We start from the raw sequence: 22,875 nt of genomic DNA on the forward strand, positions 1-22,875 counted from the left end.
ATAGGGCGTATTTTCAGACGCTTCATGACTCAGATAGTATCCGGGGGGGCAGCAATCTGAATAAGCAGGATAAGGTGTTTGATGGACGTTTATAGGCCCTGTCTGCATAGCCCCCCAACTCCACGGATGCTCACAATCATGATCAGGAGCTACAGAGGGAGAGGTATGTTCTGCAAAGGAAGTATTTACAGGCGCATTCCCCCAAGGTTGAGGGGACCCAATGCCCGGATACCATGAGTTTGGCATTGTATTTATTTGTGGGCTGTAATCAAACGCCGGCTGCTGCACTGGCCATGGAGAATTTACCATCGACTCCGAGCTTGTGCAACCACAAAACTTTTCAGTTACGGGCTGTTTTTCCACATATACTGGAAGCTGTGGCTTGGGTACAACCGGTTGGTTAACTATGGGCTGTATCTGAGGTGGAGCTGGTTGGTTAACTATAGGCTGTATTTGAGGTGGAGCTGGTTGGTTAACTATAGGCTGTATCTGAGGTGGAGCTGGTTGGTTAACTATAGGCTGTATCTGAGGTGGAGCTGGTTGGTTAACTATAGGCTGTATCTGAGGTGGAGCTGGTTGGTTAACTATGGGCTGTATTTGAGGTGGAGCTGAATTGACGGGTGCCATGGGTACTTCAGGTAGTTTTAACTCTGGAAGCTTAGGAGGATTCTCTGTTTCTTTCGGCTGCGTCATCTGCTCTTTAGGACTAGGCATATTTTCCGATTCAGCCTGATTCGACTCCTCTTTAGGCTGGGTAAGCTCTTGCTTGGTTGGAGACTCGGTAGGAGACTCAGACTTAGGCTGTGTCATCTCTGGTTTGACTGCGGTATTTTTTTTATTCTCGACAGGATCAGAGGAATCTTCTTTGTAGTGTGGGATATTAACCGTTTCCCCGACCAATAAAGCATTGGGGTTTTTAAGCTGGGAATTGGCGTCAATAATTAGTTTAAGCGGTACATTCCAGGCCTTGGACAACTTCCACAAGGTATCTCCTTGCTTAACCTTGTGCTGATAGACCGTTGACGGTTGTGTTTCCATCGCAACAGGATCTGTCGGAATTTTGATTTTCTCGCCAATGCTTAACTGATTAGGATCAGCTAATTGGGGATTGGCAGCAATAACTTTCTCCAGTGCCACATTATACTTCTGCGCCAGCAAGTACAGGGTGTCACCTTTTTTAACGATGTGTATTTTCACAGGTCACAAACCTCCTACTTTCGTTCGGGCGTGATGAACGCCCGGCTTCTGTTATTACATCCTATGCACCTCCCGGGCGAATGACCCCATACAAACAAAAAAATCCTTTCAACCGAACACTCTCGCGAGCATTCTGTCAAAAGGATTCACCGTTTATTCTAGTCCTGCCACACTTTATAGCCGTCCTGATCCACGATTTTCCGGAACTCGGCCAGCAGCTCCAGAGTCACTGGACCCGCAACACCGGAACCAATCGTACGGCCATCCACTTCATAAGCTGCAATAACTTCCGCTGCAGTTCCTGTAAAAAAGACCTCATCCGCCACATATACATCATGCAATGTAAAAGGTTGCTCTTTGAGTGTATATCCAAGCTCGGCACACAAATCAATGATAGCATTACGAGTAATCCCCTCAAGTGCCCCCAAATAGCAAGGAGGTGTATAGAGTACTCCGTTTTTGACAATGAAAATGTTGTCCGCGGAGCCTTCTGTCACATAACCTTGAGAATTGAGCATAATAGCCTCGCCTACACCAGCATAATTAGATTGAATCTTCACCAGGATATTGTTGAGATAGTTCAACGATTTTATCTTCGGATTCAAAGCATCCGGGATGTTACGACGCTGGGAGACAGAGATCGTTTTCAGACCAGTCAAGTAAGCTTCCTCCGGGTAAATGGCGAGCTGCTCCACGATAATGATGATACTTGCCTTCGCACAACGTAGAGGATCAAGACCTAAATTTCCCGCACCACGAGATACAATTAAACGAATATATCCGTTACGCATTTCGTTGAGACGAATCGTTTCAGCCATCGCTTCCAGCATTTCATCCTTAGACAACGGGATGTTTAACTGAATGGATTTCGCAGAATCATATAGACGGTCCAAGTGCTCTTTGCACTTAAAAATATTGCCGTTATAGATACGAATTCCTTCGAATATACCATCTCCGTACAAGAAACCATGATCATATACGGAAACCTTTGCGTTTTCCTTCGTTACATGCTGCCCGTCCAAGTAAATCCATTGTTCTGCCATTAGAACCACACCTCCGATTATTGTTCCTTTACAACAGGTTCGATCGTTGCTTCAACGTACTTGTAGCTTGGATAGGAGCCGAGAATACGTACCTGGCATCCCAAAGCCTCAATCTCTGCAAAGGCTGTCGGAAGCAAAATCGAATGCAGAGATTCCAAAATTTCAATGTAAAAATAATAATTTCCCAATTGCTTTTTTGTTGGACGCGATTCGATACGGGACAGATTCAATCTGCGCCACGCAAACGTGGATAACACTTGATGCAGTGCTCCTGGAAAATCCTGCGGCGGTGTAACCAAGATGCTGGTCCGCTGTCCATCAGGGTTACGCGGGAGACTGATAGGTTGATGGCCGATCAGGACAAAACGGGTAAAGTTGTTGTCGTGATCCGTCACTTTACTAGCCAAAATATCCAATCCGTGTTTGACAGCCGCAAGCTTGGTTCCGAGAGCTGTCCAGCCCTTACCAGGGTTATGCCTAACCATTTCGACGGCTTCCGCCGTACTTCCTGCACTCTCCAAATCAGCTTGAGGAGCGGAAGCCTGTATGAACTTCTTACACTGGGGAAGCGCTACGGGATGAGACATAATTTTGACTATTTTGCTCAAATCCAGATCGCCCCGGTCATTGGTAAATTCACTACGATGTCCAATAAGGTTTTGAATGGAAGGATATACCCATTCCGCTTGCATCTGAATGTCCACCTCATGTACAAGCCAGTCCATGTGTAAGCTTACAGAGCCATCAATCGTATTCTCAATGGGAATTACACTATAGTCCGCTTTCCCCTTGTCTACTGCCTGAAACACGTCTGCTATGTGCTTATAAAATAATAATTCACAGGGCGTATCTCCTAGCAAATACTTAATCGCCTCATGAGAAACGGTCCCCTCAGGAAGAAGTGCAATTCGTTTCATTTCGTAAGCTCCCCTTTTATCATATCCATAAAAGGAAGTGTATTCCCTTCCGTATATACTTTAACGCCATCACTCTCCGGACGCAATTTTAACACAAAGGCATTGATGCCCTGTTTACTCATCGTATCCGTTAAATACTGTTCCAGCTCTGCCTTCCGATTTTCCCGCCGATCAGTCAACGCCAGAAGTGTCGGTCCAGCCCCGCTGAGAGCCACGCCAAGGGCACCATGATGATGCGCATTCTGCAGGATCTCTGTCATACCCGGCACAAGCGCTGCGCGGTAAGGCTGATGGAGCCGATCACTCATGGCTTCAGCGATCAACTCTGTTCGGCCCGATGCCAATGCCGCTACAAGCATCGAAGCATGACTTACATTGTATACCGCATCCTGCAAGGATACACGCTCGGGCAGCACCTCTCTGGCCTTAGACGTAGACAATTGAAACTCTGGAATGACTACCGTAACCTCCAGATTGGCATCCGGCTCAATCCGCAAGTGCTTGGCATGCCTACCATCCCACACGGCAGTAATAATACCACCAAACAGAGAGGCTCCGACATTGTCTGGATGCTTTTCAATAGCGCTTGCCATGTCAAACAGCTTGGAATCCGACAAAGGCGAGCCAATCAGCGTATTGGCGGCCACGAGAGCGCCTATAATGGCGGAAGCACTACTGCCCAAACCACGGGTAAGCGGAATATCGGAGTACATCGAAATATCCAGCTCAGGAACAGCTACGCCAGCTTCCCGAAAAACCATTTGTGCTACCTTGAAAATCAAATTTGTTTTATCTCGCGGAACCCCATTCATTTCATCTCCATACAGATGAAAGGCCGTCTGTTCTGCCTCTTTCAATTCAATCCATGCATATAAGGACAACGCCATGCCCAATGTATCAAAACCGGGGCCCAAGTTGGCGGTACTCGCAGGCACACGCACCCTTGCAGTTTTCAAAACGGTCATACGGATGATTCCTCCTGCTTTTATTGACTATCCTTCTACCCGATATACACTCTTGATGCGACGGATCACATCCAAAGTTTCAAAATGCTCCAGCACCTTTTTCATACTCGCTTTACTGGCCAAATGAGTCACAATAATAATTTCAGCATCGGGATTAACCTCATTCGGTTGCTGCACGACAGAGGCCAGACTGACGTTGAATTCAGCAAATACCTGCGTAATCCGTGCCAACACCCCGGCTTTATCATCCACATGCAAAAGCACGAAATTTTTGAAATACACATCTTCGTCATTGCTGATTTTTTTGGGATTGTAAGGCACGATTGCTTTAAGCCCATTCACGCCGAGTTTGAGGTTTTTCACAACCGCTACCAGATCAGCCACAACCGATGTAGCTGTTGGCATTTCGCCTGCACCCGCCCCATAAAACATGGTTTCACCCACTGCTTCACCATGCACATACACTGCGTTGAATACCCCATTCACCGAAGCCAATGGATGCTGCTTGCGTACCATTGTCGGCTGAACGTTGATCGTAAATTCATCGCCCTGACGCTCTGCAATGCCAAGCAATTTCATTTCATATCCAAGTTTTTTGGCAAAAGCGATATCCTCACTCGTTACCTTCGAAATACCGCTGACGCTCACATCCTTGAGCTCTACATTGGAACGGAATCCAAGCGTACCCAGAATAGCCATTTTACGGGCTGCATCCAGCCCCTCCACATCTGAGGTCGGATCAGATTCTGCATATCCAAGCTCCTGCGCTTCCTGAAGGACCTCCTCGTACGAGGCTCCCTCCTGGCTCATTTTAGTTAAAATGAAGTTTGTCGTACCGTTCACAATTCCCATAATACGGGTAATGCGGTCGGAGGAAAAGCCTTCAATTAACGTACGAATGATCGGAATCCCGCCTGCTACACTGGCTTCATAAAAAATATCACATTGCTTTTCCTGTGCCTTAGCCAATACTTCAGAGCCATGCAAAGCCATTAAGTCCTTATTTGCTGTTACGATATGCTTGCCTCGCTCCAGCGCTTCCAGAATGTACTCCTTGGTCTGACCAACGCCGCCCATGACTTCGATAATGACATCAATGTCAGGATCCCGAATGACTTCCCATGGGTCCTCAGTAAGCTTAGCGCCGTCCACTTCAATGGAGCGATATTTGTCTATATTTTTTACAGCTATTTTTTCAATAATGATAGGTGAACCAACTTGCCTGCTCAAATCTTCCTGATTTCCTTCTACGATTCGAACAACTCCCGTTCCTACCGTACCTAAACCCAACAATCCTACTTTGACCGGTTTCATCCATTTCCCTCCTGCTAACTTTATCTAATGGGCTGTACGGCCCTTGTTAACCTTGCCCGATCAGGCGGACACGTTTGACGCCAGAGATGGTCTCCAATCCTTCTAGCAAAACACCTAGCTCTTCACTCAGTCTGGGCATTTCTACCGAGATAACTACGTTGGCTCTGCCTTGCAGCGGAATGCTCTGCTGAATAGTCAGCACATTGCCTCCGTAATCTGCCACCCTTCCAAGCACTCTGGACAACATGCCGGATTGATGTTCCAAATCAATGGAAATATTGACAATTCGCTCACGCTCCAGCTGGTTAACCAAATGAATGCCGTCTTTATATTTATAAAAGGCGCTTCGACTTAGCCCAACTTGCTCCACGGCGTCATGCACGGTTTTTACATCTCCTGAAGCCAGCAGCATTTTAACCTGTATAGTTTTAACTATAGCTTCAGGCAAAATATCTTCCCGTACCAAGTAATAGCGCTCTTTCACGAACGTCCTCTCCTTAAAGACTTATGTTTTTGTATAGAGGACATTATATCGAAACTAGTGAAAATCAGCAAGCTAACTTTACAAAAAAAGGCTACTGCCATCTATAGGGTTCTCTATAGCGCAGTAGCCATTCATCTCAACCATTATTCTATTCCTAGTAGTAGCTGCTGCCTTCTACGAATTCGAACTCGAAATCAGCAATGCGTACAGATGTACCATCTGTGGCACCACGTTTACGCAGCTCGGCATCCACACCCATATGGCGCAGCGTTCTTGCCAATTTTAAAATGGCATCATGCGAATTCAACTGCATGCGCTTCATCATGCGCTCAATTTTGGGGCTGTGCACTACGAATGTGTCGTTCTCACGCACAATCGTAAAGCCTTCGTCTTCTGCCGTATCCAGCTTAAATACCTTACGCTCATTAACTTCTGCTACTTCCTCAACGACCGGCTCGTCCGGTATTTGATCCAGCAAATCAGCGGCCCGATAGAGCAGTTCTTTGACACCTTGGCGTGTCAGTGAAGAGATGGGCATAATTTCCAGGTCTGGACGTACAGAAGCGATCTGTTCTTTGAATTGTGCGAGTTTTTCTTCCGCTTCCGGCATATCCATTTTATTCGCTGCCACAATTTGTGGACGTTCCTCCAGGGCAGCATTATATTGCTTTAATTCGTCGTTAATTTTAGTCCAATCCTCAAACGGATCACGCCCTTCAGAGCCTGCCATATCCACAACATGGATAATTATGCGTGTTCGCTCAATGTGCCGCAGAAATTCATGTCCCAGCCCAACACCTTCATGGGCTCCTTCAATTAGTCCAGGCAGATCAGCCATCACAAAGGTACGATGATCGCCCACATCCACGACCCCCAAATTCGGGGTAATCGTTGTAAAGTGGTATGCGCCAATCTTTGGTTTGGCAGAGGATACAACTGACAGCAATGTGGATTTCCCTACACTAGGGAAACCGACCAGACCCACGTCTGCCATTACTTTTAGCTCGAGGGTAATATAACGCTCTTGTCCCTCTGCACCATTTTCAGCCAGCTCAGGTGCTGGATTACTAGGCGTAGCAAAACGAATGTTCCCGCGTCCTCCGCGTCCTCCTTTAGCTACGACAACCTGCTGCCCATGGCGCGTCATATCTGCCAATACTTCACCCGTATCATCATCTATGATAACCGTTCCCGGTGGTATCCGTACGATCATGTGCTCCGCGTTAGCTCCGTGTTGGGCTTTGTTACGACCCTTCACCCCACGCTGGGCTTTAAAATGTCGTTGATATCGAAAATCCATCAACGTACGCAACCCTTCATCTACACGGAAAATCACATCTCCACCGTTCCCTCCATCACCACCACCTGGGCCACCCTCAGGAACGTATTTCTCACGGCGAAACGCAATTAAGCCGTCTCCACCGTCTCCACCTTTAACAAAAATCTTCGCTTTATCTACAAACATGGTTACACCTTCCTTATGTCTGGCACTCCATCCGAATTTGAAGCATTTCGCCTGTAGGGAGCTTCTCCGTTCGAATGCGTTCACTTCCGTGTATGGGTTTGACCTGCTTTAATAAATTCGTATCGGCAGGTATATCACTTCCTTCAAAGCGGACAATAATATCCTTCTGATCCATACCGAAAAAAAGTGTCAATCTGCGCACTTCTCCCCAGGACGACCGGCCGCCACCATATTGATACGCACGCACCGTTTCTATGACGGCCGAGGCAAGCGACTCGCCGTCTTCGGGAGACATGACAGCGTCCAACTTTAACTGCTCCTCCACCTGTACTGACAACTGTAAGTTTCCAGCGTTTACGCGAAAAGACTGCAAATAAAATACCAGTGAAGGAATACCCAGCTTGGATATTTTACTGTCCTCTGCCACGCGCTCTTTTATTGTTTCCACATAAGCAGCTGATTTATCATGCTTATTCATACGAATATAACCATAAAGCACCTGTAAGTCATTCATCCAGTCATGCCGATGATGGTTAAGCGTTGCGATAGCTGTACGCTCCAAGGAACGCAAAGCAGCTTTCCGCTCATACTCAGCCTGTCTACGTGTATACCACATGCCAAAGCAAGCGGCAACAACAGACCACAAAGCTAATATGATAATCGTTAAACCTTCAGGATAGAGCAGTGAAAAAACCAAAGGAATCAGAATGGAACCCAACGCCAAATAAGGCGCTCTTATCCGCTGGAACATGGCTTCTCTCCGTTCTGCCATAATTAAATGGATTATTGAAAAACCTTAATCCAGTATAGCACAGACTGACTTTCCAGTTCATTACCATCATGCAAAAAAGCCTCCGACAAAAGTGCCGGAGGCTTTTCAGCGTGTCTAAGCCGCTATTAAGCTTCTACAGTAGCTGCTACTGGAGCAGTGTCGATCGGGTAGATGCTCACCTTTTTGCGATCACGGCCCCAACGTTCGAACTTCACAACGCCGTCCACTTTCGCGAATAGAGTGTCGTCCTTACCGATGCCCACATTCGTACCCGGATGAATTTTCGTTCCGCGTTGACGAACCAGAATGCTACCGCCGGTAACTGCTTGACCGTCAGCACGTTTCACGCCAAGACGTTTCGATCTGCTATCACGTCCGTTTTTCGTGGAACCTACACCTTTTTTCGATGCGAATAATTGAAGATCCAATGTCAATTTCAACATGATGTCTACCTCCTTCTTTGTTTATTTTCTATTTGAAGATACTTACCATATGATTCAGCAATACTTGTCAGCATAATCACCATGGACTCCAGCAACAGTTGAACCTGTGCATTCGCAACATCATGATTTTCAGGGGGAAAATACGCGCTCAAAAAGCCGTTTTCCATTTCTGTTTCCATTTCAGCATCCGTAAGAGCTCCAATCGAATTGACGGTTCCTACAGTTACCGCTGAAACGCCAGCACATACAATATCCTCGCCAGACTTGGCGTAATTCGCATGGCCTTTAATAGAAAATCCCTGTATGCTGCCATCCTCCAGTCGTGTAATGCGCACGATAATCACTTATCGCACCCTCTTACGCTTGGATTTTTTCAATCGTCACTTTCGTGTACGGTTGACGATGACCTTGCTTCACATGGTAGTTCTTTTTAGGTTTGTATTTGTATACAACGACCTTTTGACCTTGACCATGCTTCTCAACTTTAGCTGTTACAGAAGCTCCGGAAAGAAGCGGTGTACCTGCTGTCAAGCCATTGTCGCCAGACACTGCCAGAACACGGTCGAACGTTACAGTTTCACCATCATTAGCTTCCAACTTCTCGATGAACAATACGTCGCCCTCTTGAACTTTGTATTGCTTACCACCTGTTTCGATAATTGCGTACATTTGCTTGCACCTCCTTATGTCTCAGACTCGCCTAATAGCAGGTGGCAGATTCCCTTGGGATACTGCACTTCAGTACCTGATTGGAGCGGTTACAGCATGTGCAGCCAATCTTACGCATCACACATACCAAATGATTGTAGCACAAGCTTCGTCCACATTCAACCTTTAATTTTGATATGGTTATGATTTGCCGGATTGTTCTACATCAGCGTCTTTTCCTCACGCACCTTTTTACGGGTCATTTCCAGTAGCCCTAATCGCGTCCAGCCCACAACATAAGATTTGGTCCGATCCTTCTTCAGCCTGGCCTCCAGTACAGAGGATACTTCCCGACGGTTCTCCTCTTGCTCCATGTCAATAAAATCAATAATGATAATGCCACCAATATCGCGTACTCGCACTAGCCGGGCAATCTCTTCGGCTGCTTCAATGTTAGTCCGGGTCACTGTCTCTTCCAAATTATTGCCGCCCGTAAACTTTCCGGTATTCACATCAATAACGGTCAATGCCTCGGTGTGATCAATAACAATGTATCCGCCGCCCTGGAGCCATACCTTTCGTGCAAAATCACGTTCCAACTGCTCGTTAATACCATAGGCATTAAATATCGTTTCTTCTGCACTACGGAATATACTCACATGAGCTTTCGCCGGACCAATCTGTTGCAGCATGATTTCTGCATCCTTTGCTTGCTCCTCACTGTCAATGACCAGTTCATCCTGCTCTGGTGTAAACACATCCCGAATCAAGCGTTGAACGATGCTCAAATCCCTGTGTAATTCACATGGAGCGGAGCATTCACCAGCTTTACGCCGAATAAGCGCCCACTGCTGACGTAGCTGGTTCAGATCATTTTCAATCGCCTCTATACTCATTTCCTCCGAAACGGTCCGGATAATAATCCCTTCCTCACCCGTGCGCAGTTGCTCCCCCATTGCTTTCAAACGGGCACGTTCTCCCTCACGCTCTATTTTCTTGGATACAGCCACATAGTCGGCGCGGGGCATGTATACGATCCAACGACCCGGAAGCGAAAAATGAGTTGTCACTCTGGCCCCCTTGCTCCCAACAGCCTCTTTTAATACCTGTACTACAATTTCCTGACCCACCTTTAACAGTTCAGAAATGGACGGCTTTACCTGCGGCTGCTTGTCCAAATGAGGATGAAGAACGTCATCCACATATAGAAAGGCATTCTTTCGTTGTCCAATGTCAACAAAAGCGGCTTGCATACCCGGCAGGACATTGACTACCCTTGCTTTGAAAAAGGAACCTAAAATCCCCCGTTTTCGTGGCAGCTCAGCCGCATATTCAACTAATCGTCCCTCTTCCAACAGCGCCATTTGTGTCATCTGCTGCTGACACTGTACAATCATTTGCTTCATGGTTTTTCAACCTCTCTGAATACAGCCTCTTGCTTAACTCTTAAAGCATTTATTTGGGCTTGGGTTCCTCGCCATCTGGCGGACGTGCCGCAAAATAAGAGCGAATAAGGCGCTGCTCCGGCAGCACGGCTACAATCCGCCCTTGTTCATTCATCACGTAAACCATATGATACCGATCTCTTCTAAAAAGACGCAAAACAGGCTCCAAATGTTTCACTGGCAAGGATACAATAGGTAAAGCAATACTTCCCTTAGCTGCTTCACGGTAAAAAAGCTCGTCCCTCCCCAGCAAAAATCGTATAAAACGATAAGGGATATTACGATAATCCACAATATTAGAATAAAGCAAAAAAATCCCTACCGCCAGCAGATTTAAATGCACAGATCCATTTTGTCTTAACAGTGGAGAGATTCCAAAGATGCAAAATAGCAAGCTCGTCACGATACTGGCCCGAAAAGTCCACACTAATGTACGGTGATAAGAAAGAAACAAGCTGATCAGCGACTGTAGTATTTTCCCACCATCTAGCGGTAAAATCGGCAGCAAATTGAACAGTGCAATAACTGCATTTCCCTGAATGACATAATTTACATAATCATGCTCAACCCCGTTCACATTTTTGAGACATAAAAGGATGATGATCATGATTCCATTTTGCAGGGGACCAGCCAACGCTATGACGATTTCCTTCCACGCACTGAGCTTGCCCTGATCTTCAATGACCGCCACTCCTCCAAAGGGTAGCATCTGTATGGAGAGCACTCGCGCGCCAAGCAATGAAGCGGCTACCGCATGACCTAGCTCATGGATAAACACTAGTGTAAACAGGGTTATGATCTCAATAAAATGCCCAGTCAACACAGAGGTCAGCATGACCAGCACAAATAGTGGATGCAGTGATAAGGTCACACCCCGGACATTAATCAAGAGCTACCACTTCCGTTGGATCAATATACTGATCCCCCCTCTGCACTGCAAAAAACAGAGTCACCGCCTCATCGGCGCTACGGCTTGCTGGGAGTACACCGACCTCATCCCCCTCCTGAACCCAGTCGTTCACCTTTAAGGTAGAGCGGGAAATCCTTCCGTATGTTGCTGTAATACCACCCGTGTGACGAATTGTAATTGTAATCCCACTTTTGGGATGATTCGAAATGTCCAATACACGTCCTGCATCTATACTTTTAACAGCGACAGCCCCATTGTTGGTAACACTCGGTGTAATTTCCACCCCTTTGAGACTTAGTGCAAACGGCTGTGTTACATCACCTTCAATCGGCGGAGAGGCCTTTCGCCCCGCATTCACCTTGTGCGCTTCAGTCTCTTCGCCAAAAATCGGCAAAAAGGAAGGGGCTCCGTCAAAATAAGCTCCATACCATTGTCTGGCGGCTGCAAAATCCATATCCTTCTTCAAGGAATCTGCGATAAACATTCTCAAATTCACCGCATAGGGAATATCCCAGCGAAACAATCCCCATACCATTCCAAATAATACAGTTGCCATTACTGTTCTGCGCCAAAAAGAAGTCCAAAAAGACGGACGACGATTCTCTCCGAAAGATTGATGCCAGCGTTGCCGTTCGTTTTTCCACTCGGTTTCCGGGTCTCTGGGCAGATTTGCACTGATTACGGGCATTGGCTTCATTTCTCTATTCCCGAGCCTGTCCTGATATACACCAGAGGAATGTGGTTTGGATTGCCCTCCCGCGATTAGCTGCTGTATACGTTCTTCTCTGCGCTGCTTGATTCCGGAATTTTTATTCATCCTGTTCAGCCCCCTCAGCGAGGTATGTTTGATACATCTTATGAGGACGGGCTTCAACTTATGTTGTTCAGTTCGGGATTACGCTGCCGAAAAATCAAAAAAACCGGCGTAAATCCACCGGATACATGGGCATATGAAGGATAGCAAGATAAAGCAAAGACACTTAAATAAGATTAATCACTTATTTAAGTGTCCAGCAAATAAAAAGATAGCATGGCTTTAAAAAGCCTGAAAATCTTCGCCATGCCTTTCACTACATCCTCCTGAAGGGGACACGCAGGAAGGGGCGGAGTGGGGGATTTGAATCTGGAGAAGCGAAGCGTTCGCCTTTGCCTGTGAATTCCAACCATTTACGGTTTCAACAATCAGCGGAATTCAGAGACAACAGCGATCGTAAGATCAAATCACACGCGGAGCGTCTCCCAACTAAAACTCATGGTTTTACTCATCCACCCATACCAAAAAATTTCTTAAAGCGTGTCATTACGCTTTTCTTTTGATCCATCTGCATGAGGGGTACCGTATCGCCCAAAATCCGTCTCGCAATGTTGCGGTAGGCAATCGCTGCTTGTGAATCTGGATTCATGACAGTAGGTTCCCCTGTATTGGCTGCTTTGATGACCATTTCATCATCAGGAACGATCCCAATGAGGTCTATGCTAAGCACTTGTAAAATCCCATCAATATCCAGCATATCCCCAGATTTAACCATGCTGTTGCGAATACGGTTAACCACCAGCTTGGGTGAAGTCACATGTGAACTTTCCAGCAAACCAATGACCCGGTCAGCATCGCGTACGGCAGCATTTTCCGGGGTAGTTACAACAATGGCCTGATCCGCCCCGGCAATGGCATTTTTGAAGCCTTGCTCAATACCCGCAGGGCAGTCAATCAATATATATTCAAAATCCTTTTTAAGCTCCAAAATAATATCCTTAACCTGCTCAGGCGTAACAGCACTCTTGTCCTTAGTTTGAGCGGCAGGCAGCATGTACAGCTCCTCAAAGCGCTTATCCTTGACCAAAGCCTGATTTAAACGGCAACGACCTTCGGCTACATCAACAAGATCATAAATAATCCGATTTTCCAGACCCATTACCACGTCCAGATTACGCAAACCGATATCGGTATCCACCAGGCACACCTTTTTGCCGAGCAGTGCAAGCGCTGTTCCTATATTGGCTGACGTCGTCGTTTTACCGACGCCGCCTTTTCCTGAAGTGACGACGATAGCCTCTCCCATGTGCTACACCCCTTTGAACACGTTAAAATCGCGGCCCAGACGCACGATATTGCTCATTTTATCTATTTGCATAGCGCCATCCTTGAGATACGCAAATTCCATGCCGGATTCACGTGTCTCCCATTCGTCTGGTGGACGGCTGATCATTTCGGAAATTCGCAGTTGTGTCGGTGCAAAATAGGAGGCCGCGATAATCGCTTCGCTGTTTCCCTCCATGCCTGCGTGCGCCATGCCCCGTAGAGCACCAAGGACATAGATATCACCAGTACATGTTATAATTCCGCCCGGGTTTACATCTCCTAAAAAAAGTAGATTTCCGTTATGATGAAGCACTTGACCTGACCGGATAATCCCTGTCACCGTGTGAGTAGGGGGCTTTCCCTGCACTTCGGCAGGTAGCCCGGGCGATTCTATAGAACGTATAAGCAGATTCCCCTTCTGCCTCAAAATCTCCAGAATACTTTCCTTCTGTTCCTCTGTCACTTCCCGGCTTCCCAGCTTAATATCCACATGAATGATTGGGCCTGTTAAAATATTCTGATGACTGTGCTCCAGCTTAAATCGCAGCTCACCTAGCAAATCCTCAAACTCGCATTGATCGTCCAGCAGGAATACCAGGCCGTCTTTGATGCCTTTAATCGTGACATGATTCGATTTCACTGCCATTAGCCTGTCCCTCCTATTTCAATCATTTCGTCCCCGGGACGTCAAATCCCTGCTAACCTGGACAAAATGTGTGTAAAAAGACCTAGACAGCTTCTTCTTTTTTCACACGGGTACCCAAACGCTGCAATTGCTTGCGCACGGGGACATAAATAATGAGGGCAAACAGAAAATGGATAAACAAATCAGGAATCATATACTGTGCTAGCGCCCAGTCGAAAGTCTGATGGTTCAGCTGGAACAGCTGATCAATGGCAAAAAGCATAGAGTCCAGCAGAAAACTTCCAATCAACACAACTGCCATCATAATGGGCATCGGTGCACGTCTGGCTGTAAAAACAAGCCCCAATAAGTATGCAGACAACCCCATTGCAAAAGAGTAAGGCCCAATGATAAACCCGTAATAGACCACATCATGAATAAGTCCAAATACAATCCCCAGCACTAATGCGGTATGGCGGCTGTAATAAACAGATACAAACAAAATTACGACATATACGAGATTAGGCACCATCCTTGAATGCCAGCTATCGGGAAGAAGCCACGGAAGAATCGTTCCTTCGGCTATAAACAACACAAACAGCAGCAGTATTAAGACCTGACCGCGCATCTTCATTATTCCGGTACCTCAGGAGTGTACAAAACGAACAGTTCCTTCCAATCCACAAAGCTGGCTGCCGGTTTAATAATCGCTGTCCGTGTTTGACCAAACTCCCCAACCTGAATTTTTTCAACTGTACCAATCTGCAGGTTCTTACGGAATTTCCCGCCTCCACCAGACGTAATAATCTGATCGCCCTTGGCAATGGGATCATCTTCCGAAATTTTCGTCATTTGAAACGTATTGGTAACAGGATCATAGCTTTCTACCATGCCAAATGTTTTTTCTTTCCCTAGTGCAGTAGCAGCGATTGCATAAGAGTTTGGATTTTTAGGGTCCAAAGTAGTCAGTAACGTCACTGTAGAGGTGAAATTAGCGGTTCTGCTAATAACTCCTACAAAGCCTTCCATAGATCTTACTTCCTGGCCGACTCGCGCTCCATCCTTTTCCCCAATATCGATGACGAGTGTTTTGGAATCATTGCTGACACTGTTCACTTGAGCAACACGCCAATCATAATTGTCTTTCGCCATTTGCTCCTTAGTAAACTTCAATTCTTCCTTATATCTAGCATTAGTCTCTTTAAGATTGCGGGTCTGAATCTGCTCGGTAGTTAGTTGTGCCACTGCAATTTTCAAACGTTCGTTTTCTTTATAGATGCTCCGCATATTTCCGATATCTTCAAAGAAGCCCGCTATTGCTGAAGCGGGCCTGTAAAAGATACCTTGCACAAAGCCAATTGAATCTCTGGCGAACTTCTCTGGCCAGGTTAAGGAACTTCTCTGTCCAAGTGTAATCCCCATAAGGGCAATAAACAGAACGATTCCGATCAATAGAATAAATAGTCTTTTATTGCCAAACAGCTTAAACAGTTCCTACACCCCCGATTCAACGTTTGGAACGGACGGCAGAACTGCTCCGCGATTTGAACAAATGGATATTTTCAAGTGCTCTGCCCGTACCAATCGCTACACAGTCCAGAGGATTTTCCGCTACGATCACCGGCATACCGGTTTCACCCGCCAACAGCTTGTCCAGGTTACGCAAAAGTGCTCCACCGCCAGTCAGTACAATTCCTCTGTCCATGATGTCTGCCGCTAACTCGGGAGGACATTTTTCCAGGGTTACTTTGACCGCATCCACAATCGCATTCACTGTATCCGACAACGCTTCGCTAATTTCATCGGAAGTAATCGTAATTGTCTTCGGCAAGCCTGTCACCAGATCGCGTCCACGGATTTCCGATGTCTCCACCTGCTCTAATGGCATAGCAGAACCAACTTCCATTTTCAGCTGCTCTGAAGTCCGCTCACCAATCATCAGGTTATATTGACGCTTCACGTACTGGATGATGGACTCATCCATTTCATCACCAGCCACACGCACGGAACGACTTGTTACAATCCCGCCCAAGGAAATGACTGCAACCTCGGTTGTACCTCCACCGATATCGACAACCATACTGCCCGTAGGCTCCCATACAGGAAGATCAGCGCCAATTGCCGCTGCAAACGGCTCCTCAATCGTGTACGCCTCTCTCGCGCCTGCTTGCTTCGTCGCATCTTCAACCGCACGCTGCTCCACCGCAGTAATGCCTGAAGGCACGCAAACCATCACGTTTGGATGACGTGGAAACAAAGAACGTTGGGCTTGCGCCTGACGAATAAAATATTTGATCATCGTAGCTGTCGTATCAAAATCAGCAATGACGCCATCCTTCATCGGACGAATCGCACGGATATTCCCAGGTGTGCGACCAATCATTTTTTTCGCGGATTCACCCACAGCCTCAATGGTTTTTGTATCTGTACGCAAAGCGACTACAGATGGTTCACGAACCACAATTCCTTTTCCTCTTACGTATACCAGCGTATTTGCCGTCCCCAAGTCAATTCCTAAATCTTTTGTAAAGCCACCCAGCATGATGTAATCTCCTTTTCTCTTCCCTGAAATCTGTTATCCATGTATAAACGGTTTATTCAGGCCGGCCTAGCCGGTCGTATTTAAATGTTTGATTTAAATATTATATTATATCAGACCTTGCTCCTTCAAACTTACAAAGGTCCCGTCCCCGATCACAATATGATCGAGCACGTCGATACCCACAATGTTGCCCGCATCCATCAGGCGGCGGGTCAACTGGACATCCTCCGGGCTTGGCTTCGGATCACCGCTCGGATGGTTATGAGCGCAAATAATCGAAGCACTGCTGCATTTGATTGCCGCCCGAAACACTTCACGAGGATGCACGATGGCGGAATTCAGGCTGCCCATTGATAGTGTTTCCTGGGCAATGACATGATTTTTAGTATTTAGGAACAAGCATACAAAATGCTCTTTCTGCAAATAACGAAGCTGCTCAAACAGCAGATCTGCCACATCCCGCGGGCAGCTGATCACGGGGGTCTCCAAATGGCGGGACAATGCTAATCTGCGCCCCAGTTCAATACCCGCTTTTAGCTGTATCGCTTTAGCATTTCCAATGCCCTTAATCTGGGTCAGCTCGCTCAGACTCATATCCACCAGTTGACGCAAATTCCCCGCCTGCTGCAAAATACGCTGCGCTAAATGCACCGACGACTCATTTTGTGTTCCTGTACGCAGCAATATTGCCAGCAACTCCGCGTTGCTCAAGGCATCCGCCCCATATGTCATCATGCGCTCTCTTGGTCGTTCTTCATGGGGGAGGTCGCGAAGCATCGGTATTGGCGACTCCAACATATGTTTATCCCCTTTAAGGACGCAGCACATCCACTCCAAAATCGGACAGCATGTCCGACAGCAGGGAAAGCGGCAATCCTACGACGTTAAAATAACAACCCTGAATCGATTCCACCAGCGTAGCACCCATACCCTGAATGCCATATGCTCCTGCCTTGTCAGACGGCTCACCTGTATTCACATACGCCACTATTTGCTCATGGCTCAGAGGTTTCATTGTAACCTCCGTTTGGCGATGTCTGACAAGCGTTTTGCCGGTTACGGTATGTATGCAGGCCACCCCGGTGTACACAAGGTGTGTTCTTCCCTGCAATACAGTCAGCATACGAACCGCGTCCGCATGGTCAGCAGGTTTGCCCAATACCAAACCATCCAGCACGACAATGGTATCACTCCCAATCACCAGTCCAGCTTCTTCGGACTGAGCGGCAACGTTCACGACCGCTTCAGCTTTACGTGCCGCAAGGGTCTCCACAATTTGCTGAGGCGTCCAGCTCTCAGGCGTGCTCTCATCCGCATGACTCGGCATCACCTCAAAGGGGAGTCTCAAAAATGCGAGCAATTCCTTCCTTCTCGGTGAAGTCGATGCCAGAATAATGCGGGGTGTAATTTTCCCGTCCATAAGGGAAGCTCCTTTTCATCAGTTAGAGCCTGCGATACAGCCAGAACGCGGCGATGATGCCGATCAGACTAAGCAGGCTCAATTCAAAATTTATCGTTATGTTGTAACTGATAATATCCAGATCCGCTCTCGGCGACCAGGATATCGTAGTGGGGTGGGTCAGAAAGGAAAGGACTTTGAACGATTGAAGGGCCTTGGCAATCCATGCGCCCAAAAGCCAACCGAGCAACAAAAACAATATAAGCATTCCTACATTTTTTTTCATCCTGATCTTCCCTCGCCATTTTTTGACACCTTCATTATTATACGGTGATTTGTACTGCAATACAAACAGAAATCCGGCATGGGGAACTATTTCCAGTTCCCTGCCGGAAAATATGGTTAGTCTATTGTTTTATGAATTGAATAAATTCATTCTCACGCAAAACATATTCCATCATGGAGGACTGAATCTCCCAAATGTGCTCCTTGGCTGTGTTCTTGTTATATTCTCCAAGTGCAGAGACTGCACTGTTCATCGCCTTTTCCAGCGAAGCCACAGAGGCAGCCGCTTCCTTCGGAAGACCGGAGGGAAGTGCAGCGATATTTTGCGTCCACTGCTGATGAAGATCATTCAGCCCCTTCATTTCAGAGACTGATACCGCAGTTGGACCGCCATCTCCGAGCAGAGATGAGCTAAGTCCGCTCAGCTTGCTTACTAATGTGCCGCTTAACTGAAAAAAGGCTGTGAGCTTTTCACCTTCGCCTGTATAGGCGGCTTTTTCCAATCCAGGCAATCGAAGCTCACGAACATACAGTTCGACGCCTTGCGTCTTCAATTGATTGCTGAGCAGCTTGGCCTGCTCCCTGTCCGGTGATATTCCTGCATAAACCCGATTTTGATCCTCGGCATCCCCTCCGGCAGCAATGCCTGCCTTCAACAGTTCTTCTTTGGCTTGCAAGGCCCGTTCTGGAGTGCTGAAAACCCCGTACTGCAGCAAGTAATAGGTTTGGGGAGGCACTTGAGCCGTTACGACATTGACGGGGTTAGTATTCTCTTTTGCGGACGGTGTATCTGTGCTAACAGATTCATTAAAGACTGGCAAGGCCTGCTCTGCTGAGGATTCTGATCCCGGGACGATTCCGCCTCCGTTAAACAGCAGCAACATGATATATCCAAACATCCCTCCAGTCACCAGTGCGCTGGCTACTGAGCCGATCAACTTCCATCTGGAGGGGTGGGGCGGGCGTTTCCGGTACTCTTGACCGGAATGATAAGTTTCCCCATCTCTACCCTCTTCCCGGCCATCTGGCAGAACGTCTGCATCCGACCAGGAAGCTGCCGAACGGCCAAAGGGGTCGTCCCATCCCTCCTGTACCCTCAACGGCGAAGCAAAACGTCGGGTTGTAGCATTTATATTCACACTCACAGGTTCATCAAGTTTCTCTTTTTGCGTATGTTCAATATTTTCTCCCATCCCGCTAATCCGTTTCGTGCTTTCATGCAGGTTAACGCTTTGAAACTGCTTTTCATTTTGATGTAATCCCGTATCTCTAATCGTTTCACTCCGTTCGCTTGCAATTAGCCCGTTTTTGTACGGAAGCACCTGTAGCTTTTCCTCCCGCTTTGTCTCAGGCAGCTGTTGATCGAACCGGAATGTCATCTTGGCCTTGTTCACGGATGCACTCCCTCCTTGTCCCATACTTCCTCATAGTTTGTTGTATGAGCCAAGCTAAGAAAATATGCCTCCAGCAATACAAAAAAAGGTATCCCGGAACATATTCAATGTTCGGGATACCTTTGTATAATTTTCATTCATCGGCATAGCTTAACATGTTGTACTTATTACGCTTGAGGTTCACGAAGATGGCGCGCTAACGCGTCGCCTGCTTTCCAGATGTCTCCTGCACCCATCGTCAGCACAAGATCACCAGGCTGTAGCCGATCTTTCAACTCCTCGATCACAGCTTCTTTGGTCGGCAAATAGATCGCATTGGCATTGCTGTTTTGGACGATCAAATCCACCAGCTTGGAAGAATGCACGCCTTCAATCTGTTTTTCTCCCGCTGGTGAATAAATGTCGGTAATAATGACTTCATTCGCTTCACTAAACGCACGGCTGAACGCATCTAGCAGAAAAAAGGTACGGCTGTAGCGTTGCGGCTGGAACACAGCAATAATACGCTTGCCTGTCGCTCTCGCTGCACTAATCGTAGCCTCAATCTCTGTTGGATGATGCGCATAGTCATCAATAACCAGAATGTCATTGCTTTCACCCAGCACTTGAAAACGGCGCTTGGCTCCGTGAAATTCCAGAATGGAAGCAGCGATTTGATCGAATGGAATCCCTGCTTCCAAGCACGAAATTACAGTAGCCATCGCGTTGTACATGTTGTGTCTGCCTGGTACAGACAATTCGATCGTTCCGAGCGCTGTCCCTTTACGGCTCATGGTAAAGCTTAATCGACGGTCGCCTAATTGGATATCTGTCGCCATATAATCTGACTCATGCTCCACTCCGTAGGTAATGACCCGAGTTTGAAGCTGCGGTATCATCTCGCGGATGTTCTGATCATCTGCACATACAATGGCCGCACCATCTGGCCGTATTTGACTTAAAAACTGTACATAGGCACTTTTCAAACGATTAAAGTCGCCATCGTAATTTTCCAAATGATCTGCTTCGATGTTGGTTACGATACCTTGCCATGGATGATATTGCAGAAAAGAGCCATCGCTCTCATCCGCCTCAGCAACAACAAACTCGCTTTTACCCGCTTTGGCATTCGTACCCAAATTCGTGATTTCACCGCCAATGATATACGTTGGATCGACATTACATCTCTCCATAACCAAGGCAATCATCGAAGAGGTTGTCGTTTTACCGTGCGCCCCTGCAACAGCCACTCCCTTACGTTCGTTAAGCAAGCGAGCCAGCATCTGTGAACGGTGCAGAGTTGGAATATTCAATTCTTCTGCTGCCACCCGCTCTACGTTGTCACGAGACAATGCCGTTGAATAGACGACGATATCCGCACCTGCAATATGTTCAGGGGTGTGTCCGATATATATTTTTGCGCCTTTTGCCGCTAATTTTTCTGTCAGCTCTTGTGATGCCACATCTGAGCCAGTTACGGTATAACCCATCTCCAGCATGACCCGAGCAATCGCGCTCATCCCGTAGCCGCCGATACCGATAAAATGAACATGTTCCGAAGTAATCAACAAATTTCACCAACCTTTTTCCGAATCGGTTTGATACATAAGGGTAGCCCGTACATCCGCAATGAGATACAGCGTGCCGGACACCACCCCCAGATCCTCCGCTTCCGTATGTGACTGAAGCAGGGCAAGAGCCTTTTTCCAGTCACCTTCTACAATAATTTTCAAATCCGTTTTGGCATAAGACGGCCGCAGCTTCTCCACGAGATGAGCCAATTCAGCGGCATCCATTTTGCGGCGGAAATCGGGCTCGGTCAGGATAAGCGTATCCACTAGTGGCAGTATATGCTGCAAGTATGCTTCATGATGCTTGTTTGACAGCATCCCCATCATTAAAACCAATTTTCGGTACGAATACAGCTGGGGAAGACTCTTTGCAAGCGTCTGTGCCCCTTCTGGATTATGAGCCCCGTCAATGACAATTCTCGGCGAGGTGCTGACCTGTTCGAGACGCCCTGCCCAGGTCGTTTGTCTAAAGCCCTCCAGCAGTTCAGCATCGTCCAACACAAAAGCCGTATACTGACGAAGGACCTCGAGTGCCATCATAGCTCCTGCTGCATTAGCACACTGATGCTCACCTAACAACGCAATGTCGATTTCCATATGCCGGAAGGGTCCCGAGAACGAGAAAATCTGACCCGATTCGTCCCCGTTAAGCCGTGCATACGTAAACTGTTCTCCTGCCAAATACAGGGTAGCTCCCTGGCTTGCCGCCGTTTCGCGTATAACCTGAATAGCCTCGGGCTGGGTAACGCAACTTACAACAGGTACGCCAGGCTTGATAATACCGGCCTTTTCCCTTGCAATCTGATCAAGCGTATCTCCCAGAATATCCGTATGGTCATAGCCTACATTCGTGATAATCGAGACGATAGGACTCACGATATTAGTTACATCCATCCTTCCCCCGAGACCTGTCTCCCATACCACAACATCTGGAAAAGACACCGTAGCATAGTATAGAATAGCCAACGCTGTCGATACCTCAAACATCGTGGGAGATCCCAATTCACTGGCTGCTATTTCCTTGACCAAAGGGTACAAGCGATTAGTAAGCAAAACCAGTGTCTCATCAGGAATGTCAGTCCCGTTGAATTGAAAACGGTTCGTAAATCGTGTGATGTACGGAGACGTAAAAGTCCCGACATCGTAACCGCATTTCATTAGGACGGAGGTCAGAAAAGCACAGGTTGAGCCCTTGCCATTGGTACCCGCAACATGCACAAATTTCAAATGATGCTGCGGGTCACCCAACATACTCATTAGCTGTTCGATTCGTTCCAGTCCGGGTCTGATTCCAAACGGAATTAATCCGTTAATCCATTCCACTGCTTCATCATAGCTTTGTAAAGGAGCAGCTTCGCTGCCCCTGTTCGTATCTGACATCCTCTTCACCTTCAGGT

25 protein-coding genes and 1 other annotated feature (1 of these 26 only partly in view) are annotated in these 22,875 nt (G+C 47.2%); all 25 genes read right to left on the reverse strand.

Features of this window, described 5'->3' with window-relative positions; translation table 11 throughout:
• Positions 1-1,197: the 5' portion of a LysM peptidoglycan-binding domain-containing protein gene (locus tag GCU48_RS04350; RefSeq protein WP_152379188.1), read on the reverse strand. The gene continues 561 nt to the left of window position 1, outside the view; the window shows 1,197 of its 1,758 coding nt (coding positions 1-1,197); its start codon is at positions 1,195-1,197; its stop codon lies beyond the left edge, outside the window.
• Positions 1,198-1,355: 158 nt separating this feature from the next.
• The gene (gene ilvE, locus GCU48_RS04355) at positions 1,356-2,240 is read right to left on the reverse strand and encodes a branched-chain-amino-acid transaminase (protein ID WP_025718672.1); all 885 of its coding nucleotides are present in this window, start codon (positions 2,238-2,240) and stop codon (positions 1,356-1,358) included.
• Positions 2,241-2,257: 17 nt separating this feature from the next.
• Complete coding sequence (pheA, locus tag GCU48_RS04360; RefSeq protein ID WP_152379189.1) at positions 2,258-3,157, reverse strand: prephenate dehydratase; 900 nt, start codon at positions 3,155-3,157, stop codon at positions 2,258-2,260.
• On the reverse strand, positions 3,154-4,122 hold the full coding sequence (thrB, locus tag GCU48_RS04365; protein ID WP_152379190.1) for a homoserine kinase: 969 nt from the start codon (positions 4,120-4,122) through the stop codon (positions 3,154-3,156). The genes pheA and thrB overlap by 4 nt, the downstream gene beginning before the upstream one ends.
• 27 nt (positions 4,123-4,149) lie before the next feature.
• On the reverse strand, positions 4,150-5,436 hold the full coding sequence (locus GCU48_RS04370) for a homoserine dehydrogenase (RefSeq protein ID WP_025718675.1): 1,287 nt from the start codon (positions 5,434-5,436) through the stop codon (positions 4,150-4,152).
• A gap of 46 nt (positions 5,437-5,482) precedes the next feature.
• Positions 5,483-5,920 (reverse strand): ACT domain-containing protein, encoded by a 438-nt coding sequence (locus GCU48_RS04375; protein WP_025718676.1) that lies wholly within the window; start codon positions 5,918-5,920, stop codon positions 5,483-5,485.
• A 154-nt stretch (positions 5,921-6,074) separates the two neighbouring features.
• Positions 6,075-7,385 (reverse strand): GTPase ObgE, encoded by a 1,311-nt coding sequence (obgE, locus tag GCU48_RS04380; RefSeq protein WP_152379191.1) that lies wholly within the window; start codon positions 7,383-7,385, stop codon positions 6,075-6,077.
• A gap of 13 nt (positions 7,386-7,398) precedes the next feature.
• Entirely contained in the window at positions 7,399-8,136 is a 738-nt protein-coding gene (locus GCU48_RS04385; protein ID WP_152379192.1) for a Spo0B domain-containing protein, read from the reverse strand.
• A 146-nt stretch (positions 8,137-8,282) separates the two neighbouring features.
• The gene (gene rpmA, locus GCU48_RS04390) at positions 8,283-8,600 is read right to left on the reverse strand and encodes a 50S ribosomal protein L27 (protein WP_049825205.1); all 318 of its coding nucleotides are present in this window, start codon (positions 8,598-8,600) and stop codon (positions 8,283-8,285) included.
• A gap of 5 nt (positions 8,601-8,605) precedes the next feature.
• Complete coding sequence (locus GCU48_RS04395; protein ID WP_025718682.1) at positions 8,606-8,944, reverse strand: ribosomal-processing cysteine protease Prp; 339 nt, start codon at positions 8,942-8,944, stop codon at positions 8,606-8,608.
• A gap of 13 nt (positions 8,945-8,957) precedes the next feature.
• Positions 8,958-9,269 (reverse strand): 50S ribosomal protein L21, encoded by a 312-nt coding sequence (gene rplU / locus GCU48_RS04400; RefSeq protein WP_013372663.1) that lies wholly within the window; start codon positions 9,267-9,269, stop codon positions 8,958-8,960.
• 13 nt (positions 9,270-9,282) lie between these two features.
• Positions 9,283-9,370 (reverse strand) — a sequence feature (ribosomal protein L21 leader region).
• A 99-nt stretch (positions 9,371-9,469) separates the two neighbouring features.
• Positions 9,470-10,654 (reverse strand): Rne/Rng family ribonuclease, encoded by a 1,185-nt coding sequence (locus GCU48_RS04405; RefSeq protein WP_025718684.1) that lies wholly within the window; start codon positions 10,652-10,654, stop codon positions 9,470-9,472.
• 49 nt (positions 10,655-10,703) lie between these two features.
• Positions 10,704-11,582 carry a M50 family metallopeptidase gene (locus tag GCU48_RS04410; RefSeq protein WP_152379193.1) on the reverse strand — a complete coding sequence of 293 codons (879 nt, stop codon included), beginning with the start codon at positions 11,580-11,582 and terminating at the stop codon, positions 10,704-10,706.
• Complete coding sequence (locus GCU48_RS04415) at positions 11,575-12,420, reverse strand: M23 family metallopeptidase (protein ID WP_152379194.1); 846 nt, start codon at positions 12,418-12,420, stop codon at positions 11,575-11,577. The genes GCU48_RS04410 and GCU48_RS04415 overlap by 8 nt, the downstream gene beginning before the upstream one ends.
• Positions 12,421-12,865: 445 nt before the next feature.
• Positions 12,866-13,663 (reverse strand): septum site-determining protein MinD, encoded by a 798-nt coding sequence (gene minD, locus GCU48_RS04420; protein ID WP_025718690.1) that lies wholly within the window; start codon positions 13,661-13,663, stop codon positions 12,866-12,868.
• A gap of 3 nt (positions 13,664-13,666) precedes the next feature.
• Positions 13,667-14,329 (reverse strand): septum site-determining protein MinC, encoded by a 663-nt coding sequence (gene minC, locus GCU48_RS04425; protein ID WP_152379195.1) that lies wholly within the window; start codon positions 14,327-14,329, stop codon positions 13,667-13,669.
• Between the two features lie 82 nt (positions 14,330-14,411).
• A complete protein-coding gene (gene mreD, locus GCU48_RS04430) occupies positions 14,412-14,942 on the reverse strand; it encodes a rod shape-determining protein MreD (RefSeq protein ID WP_152379196.1) in 531 nt (176 codons plus the stop codon).
• Entirely contained in the window at positions 14,942-15,760 is an 819-nt protein-coding gene (mreC, locus tag GCU48_RS04435; protein ID WP_025718696.1) for a rod shape-determining protein MreC, read from the reverse strand. The genes mreD and mreC overlap by 1 nt, the downstream gene beginning before the upstream one ends.
• Before the next feature lie 55 nt (positions 15,761-15,815).
• Complete coding sequence (locus GCU48_RS04440; RefSeq protein ID WP_013311600.1) at positions 15,816-16,850, reverse strand: rod shape-determining protein; 1,035 nt, start codon at positions 16,848-16,850, stop codon at positions 15,816-15,818.
• A 105-nt stretch (positions 16,851-16,955) separates the two neighbouring features.
• Positions 16,956-17,648 carry a RadC family protein gene (gene radC / locus GCU48_RS04445; protein WP_025718700.1) on the reverse strand — a complete coding sequence of 231 codons (693 nt, stop codon included), beginning with the start codon at positions 17,646-17,648 and terminating at the stop codon, positions 16,956-16,958.
• A 13-nt stretch (positions 17,649-17,661) separates the two neighbouring features.
• Complete coding sequence (locus GCU48_RS04450) at positions 17,662-18,270, reverse strand: Maf family protein (RefSeq protein ID WP_152379197.1); 609 nt, start codon at positions 18,268-18,270, stop codon at positions 17,662-17,664.
• 22 nt (positions 18,271-18,292) lie between these two features.
• Entirely contained in the window at positions 18,293-18,535 is a 243-nt protein-coding gene (locus GCU48_RS04455) for a DUF4321 domain-containing protein (RefSeq protein WP_007431701.1), read from the reverse strand.
• A gap of 121 nt (positions 18,536-18,656) precedes the next feature.
• Complete coding sequence (locus tag GCU48_RS04460; protein WP_152379198.1) at positions 18,657-19,928, reverse strand: SPOR domain-containing protein; 1,272 nt, start codon at positions 19,926-19,928, stop codon at positions 18,657-18,659.
• A 167-nt stretch (positions 19,929-20,095) separates the two neighbouring features.
• On the reverse strand, positions 20,096-21,478 hold the full coding sequence (gene murC, locus GCU48_RS04465; protein ID WP_370881027.1) for a UDP-N-acetylmuramate--L-alanine ligase: 1,383 nt from the start codon (positions 21,476-21,478) through the stop codon (positions 20,096-20,098).
• Positions 21,479-21,481: 3 nt separating this feature from the next.
• On the reverse strand, positions 21,482-22,858 hold the full coding sequence (locus GCU48_RS04470; protein ID WP_152379199.1) for a bifunctional folylpolyglutamate synthase/dihydrofolate synthase: 1,377 nt from the start codon (positions 22,856-22,858) through the stop codon (positions 21,482-21,484).
• Positions 22,859-22,875: the final 17 nt, after the last annotated feature.

Origin of the sequence: Paenibacillus brasilensis (assembly GCF_009363115.1) — a bacterium.
GTDB lineage: Bacteria > Bacillota > Bacilli > Paenibacillales > Paenibacillaceae > Paenibacillus > Paenibacillus brasilensis.

What these genes read in the sequence shown, in the direction of transcription:
- ilvE (WP_025718672.1), bottom strand. Translation starts at nt 2,240, where the DNA reads ATGGCAGAACAATGGATTTACTTGGACGGGCAGCATGTAACGAAGGAA.
- pheA (WP_152379189.1), bottom strand. Translation starts at nt 3,157, where the DNA reads ATGAAACGAATTGCACTTCTTCCTGAGGGGACCGTTTCTCATGAGGCG.
- thrB (WP_152379190.1), bottom strand. Translation starts at nt 4,122, where the DNA reads ATGACCGTTTTGAAAACTGCAAGGGTGCGTGTGCCTGCGAGTACCGCC.
- GCU48_RS04370 (WP_025718675.1), bottom strand. Translation starts at nt 5,436, where the DNA reads ATGAAACCGGTCAAAGTAGGATTGTTGGGTTTAGGTACGGTAGGAACG.
- obgE (WP_152379191.1), bottom strand. Translation starts at nt 7,385, where the DNA reads ATGTTTGTAGATAAAGCGAAGATTTTTGTTAAAGGTGGAGACGGTGGA.
- GCU48_RS04385 (WP_152379192.1), bottom strand. Translation starts at nt 8,136, where the DNA reads ATGTTCCAGCGGATAAGAGCGCCTTATTTGGCGTTGGGTTCCATTCTG.
- rpmA (WP_049825205.1), bottom strand. Translation starts at nt 8,600, where the DNA reads ATGTTGAAATTGACATTGGATCTTCAATTATTCGCATCGAAAAAAGGT.
- rplU (WP_013372663.1), bottom strand. Translation starts at nt 9,269, where the DNA reads ATGTACGCAATTATCGAAACAGGTGGTAAGCAATACAAAGTTCAAGAG.
- GCU48_RS04405 (WP_025718684.1), bottom strand. Translation starts at nt 10,654, where the DNA reads ATGAAGCAAATGATTGTACAGTGTCAGCAGCAGATGACACAAATGGCG.
- GCU48_RS04415 (WP_152379194.1), bottom strand. Translation starts at nt 12,420, where the DNA reads ATGAATAAAAATTCCGGAATCAAGCAGCGCAGAGAAGAACGTATACAG.
- minD (WP_025718690.1), bottom strand. Translation starts at nt 13,663, where the DNA reads ATGGGAGAGGCTATCGTCGTCACTTCAGGAAAAGGCGGCGTCGGTAAA.
- minC (WP_152379195.1), bottom strand. Translation starts at nt 14,329, where the DNA reads ATGGCAGTGAAATCGAATCATGTCACGATTAAAGGCATCAAAGACGGC.
- mreD (WP_152379196.1), bottom strand. Translation starts at nt 14,942, where the DNA reads ATGAAGATGCGCGGTCAGGTCTTAATACTGCTGCTGTTTGTGTTGTTT.
- GCU48_RS04440 (WP_013311600.1), bottom strand. Translation starts at nt 16,850, where the DNA reads ATGCTGGGTGGCTTTACAAAAGATTTAGGAATTGACTTGGGGACGGCA.
- radC (WP_025718700.1), bottom strand. Translation starts at nt 17,648, where the DNA reads ATGTTGGAGTCGCCAATACCGATGCTTCGCGACCTCCCCCATGAAGAA.
- GCU48_RS04450 (WP_152379197.1), bottom strand. Translation starts at nt 18,270, where the DNA reads ATGGACGGGAAAATTACACCCCGCATTATTCTGGCATCGACTTCACCG.
- GCU48_RS04455 (WP_007431701.1), bottom strand. Translation starts at nt 18,535, where the DNA reads ATGAAAAAAAATGTAGGAATGCTTATATTGTTTTTGTTGCTCGGTTGG.
- GCU48_RS04470 (WP_152379199.1), bottom strand. Translation starts at nt 22,858, where the DNA reads ATGTCAGATACGAACAGGGGCAGCGAAGCTGCTCCTTTACAAAGCTAT.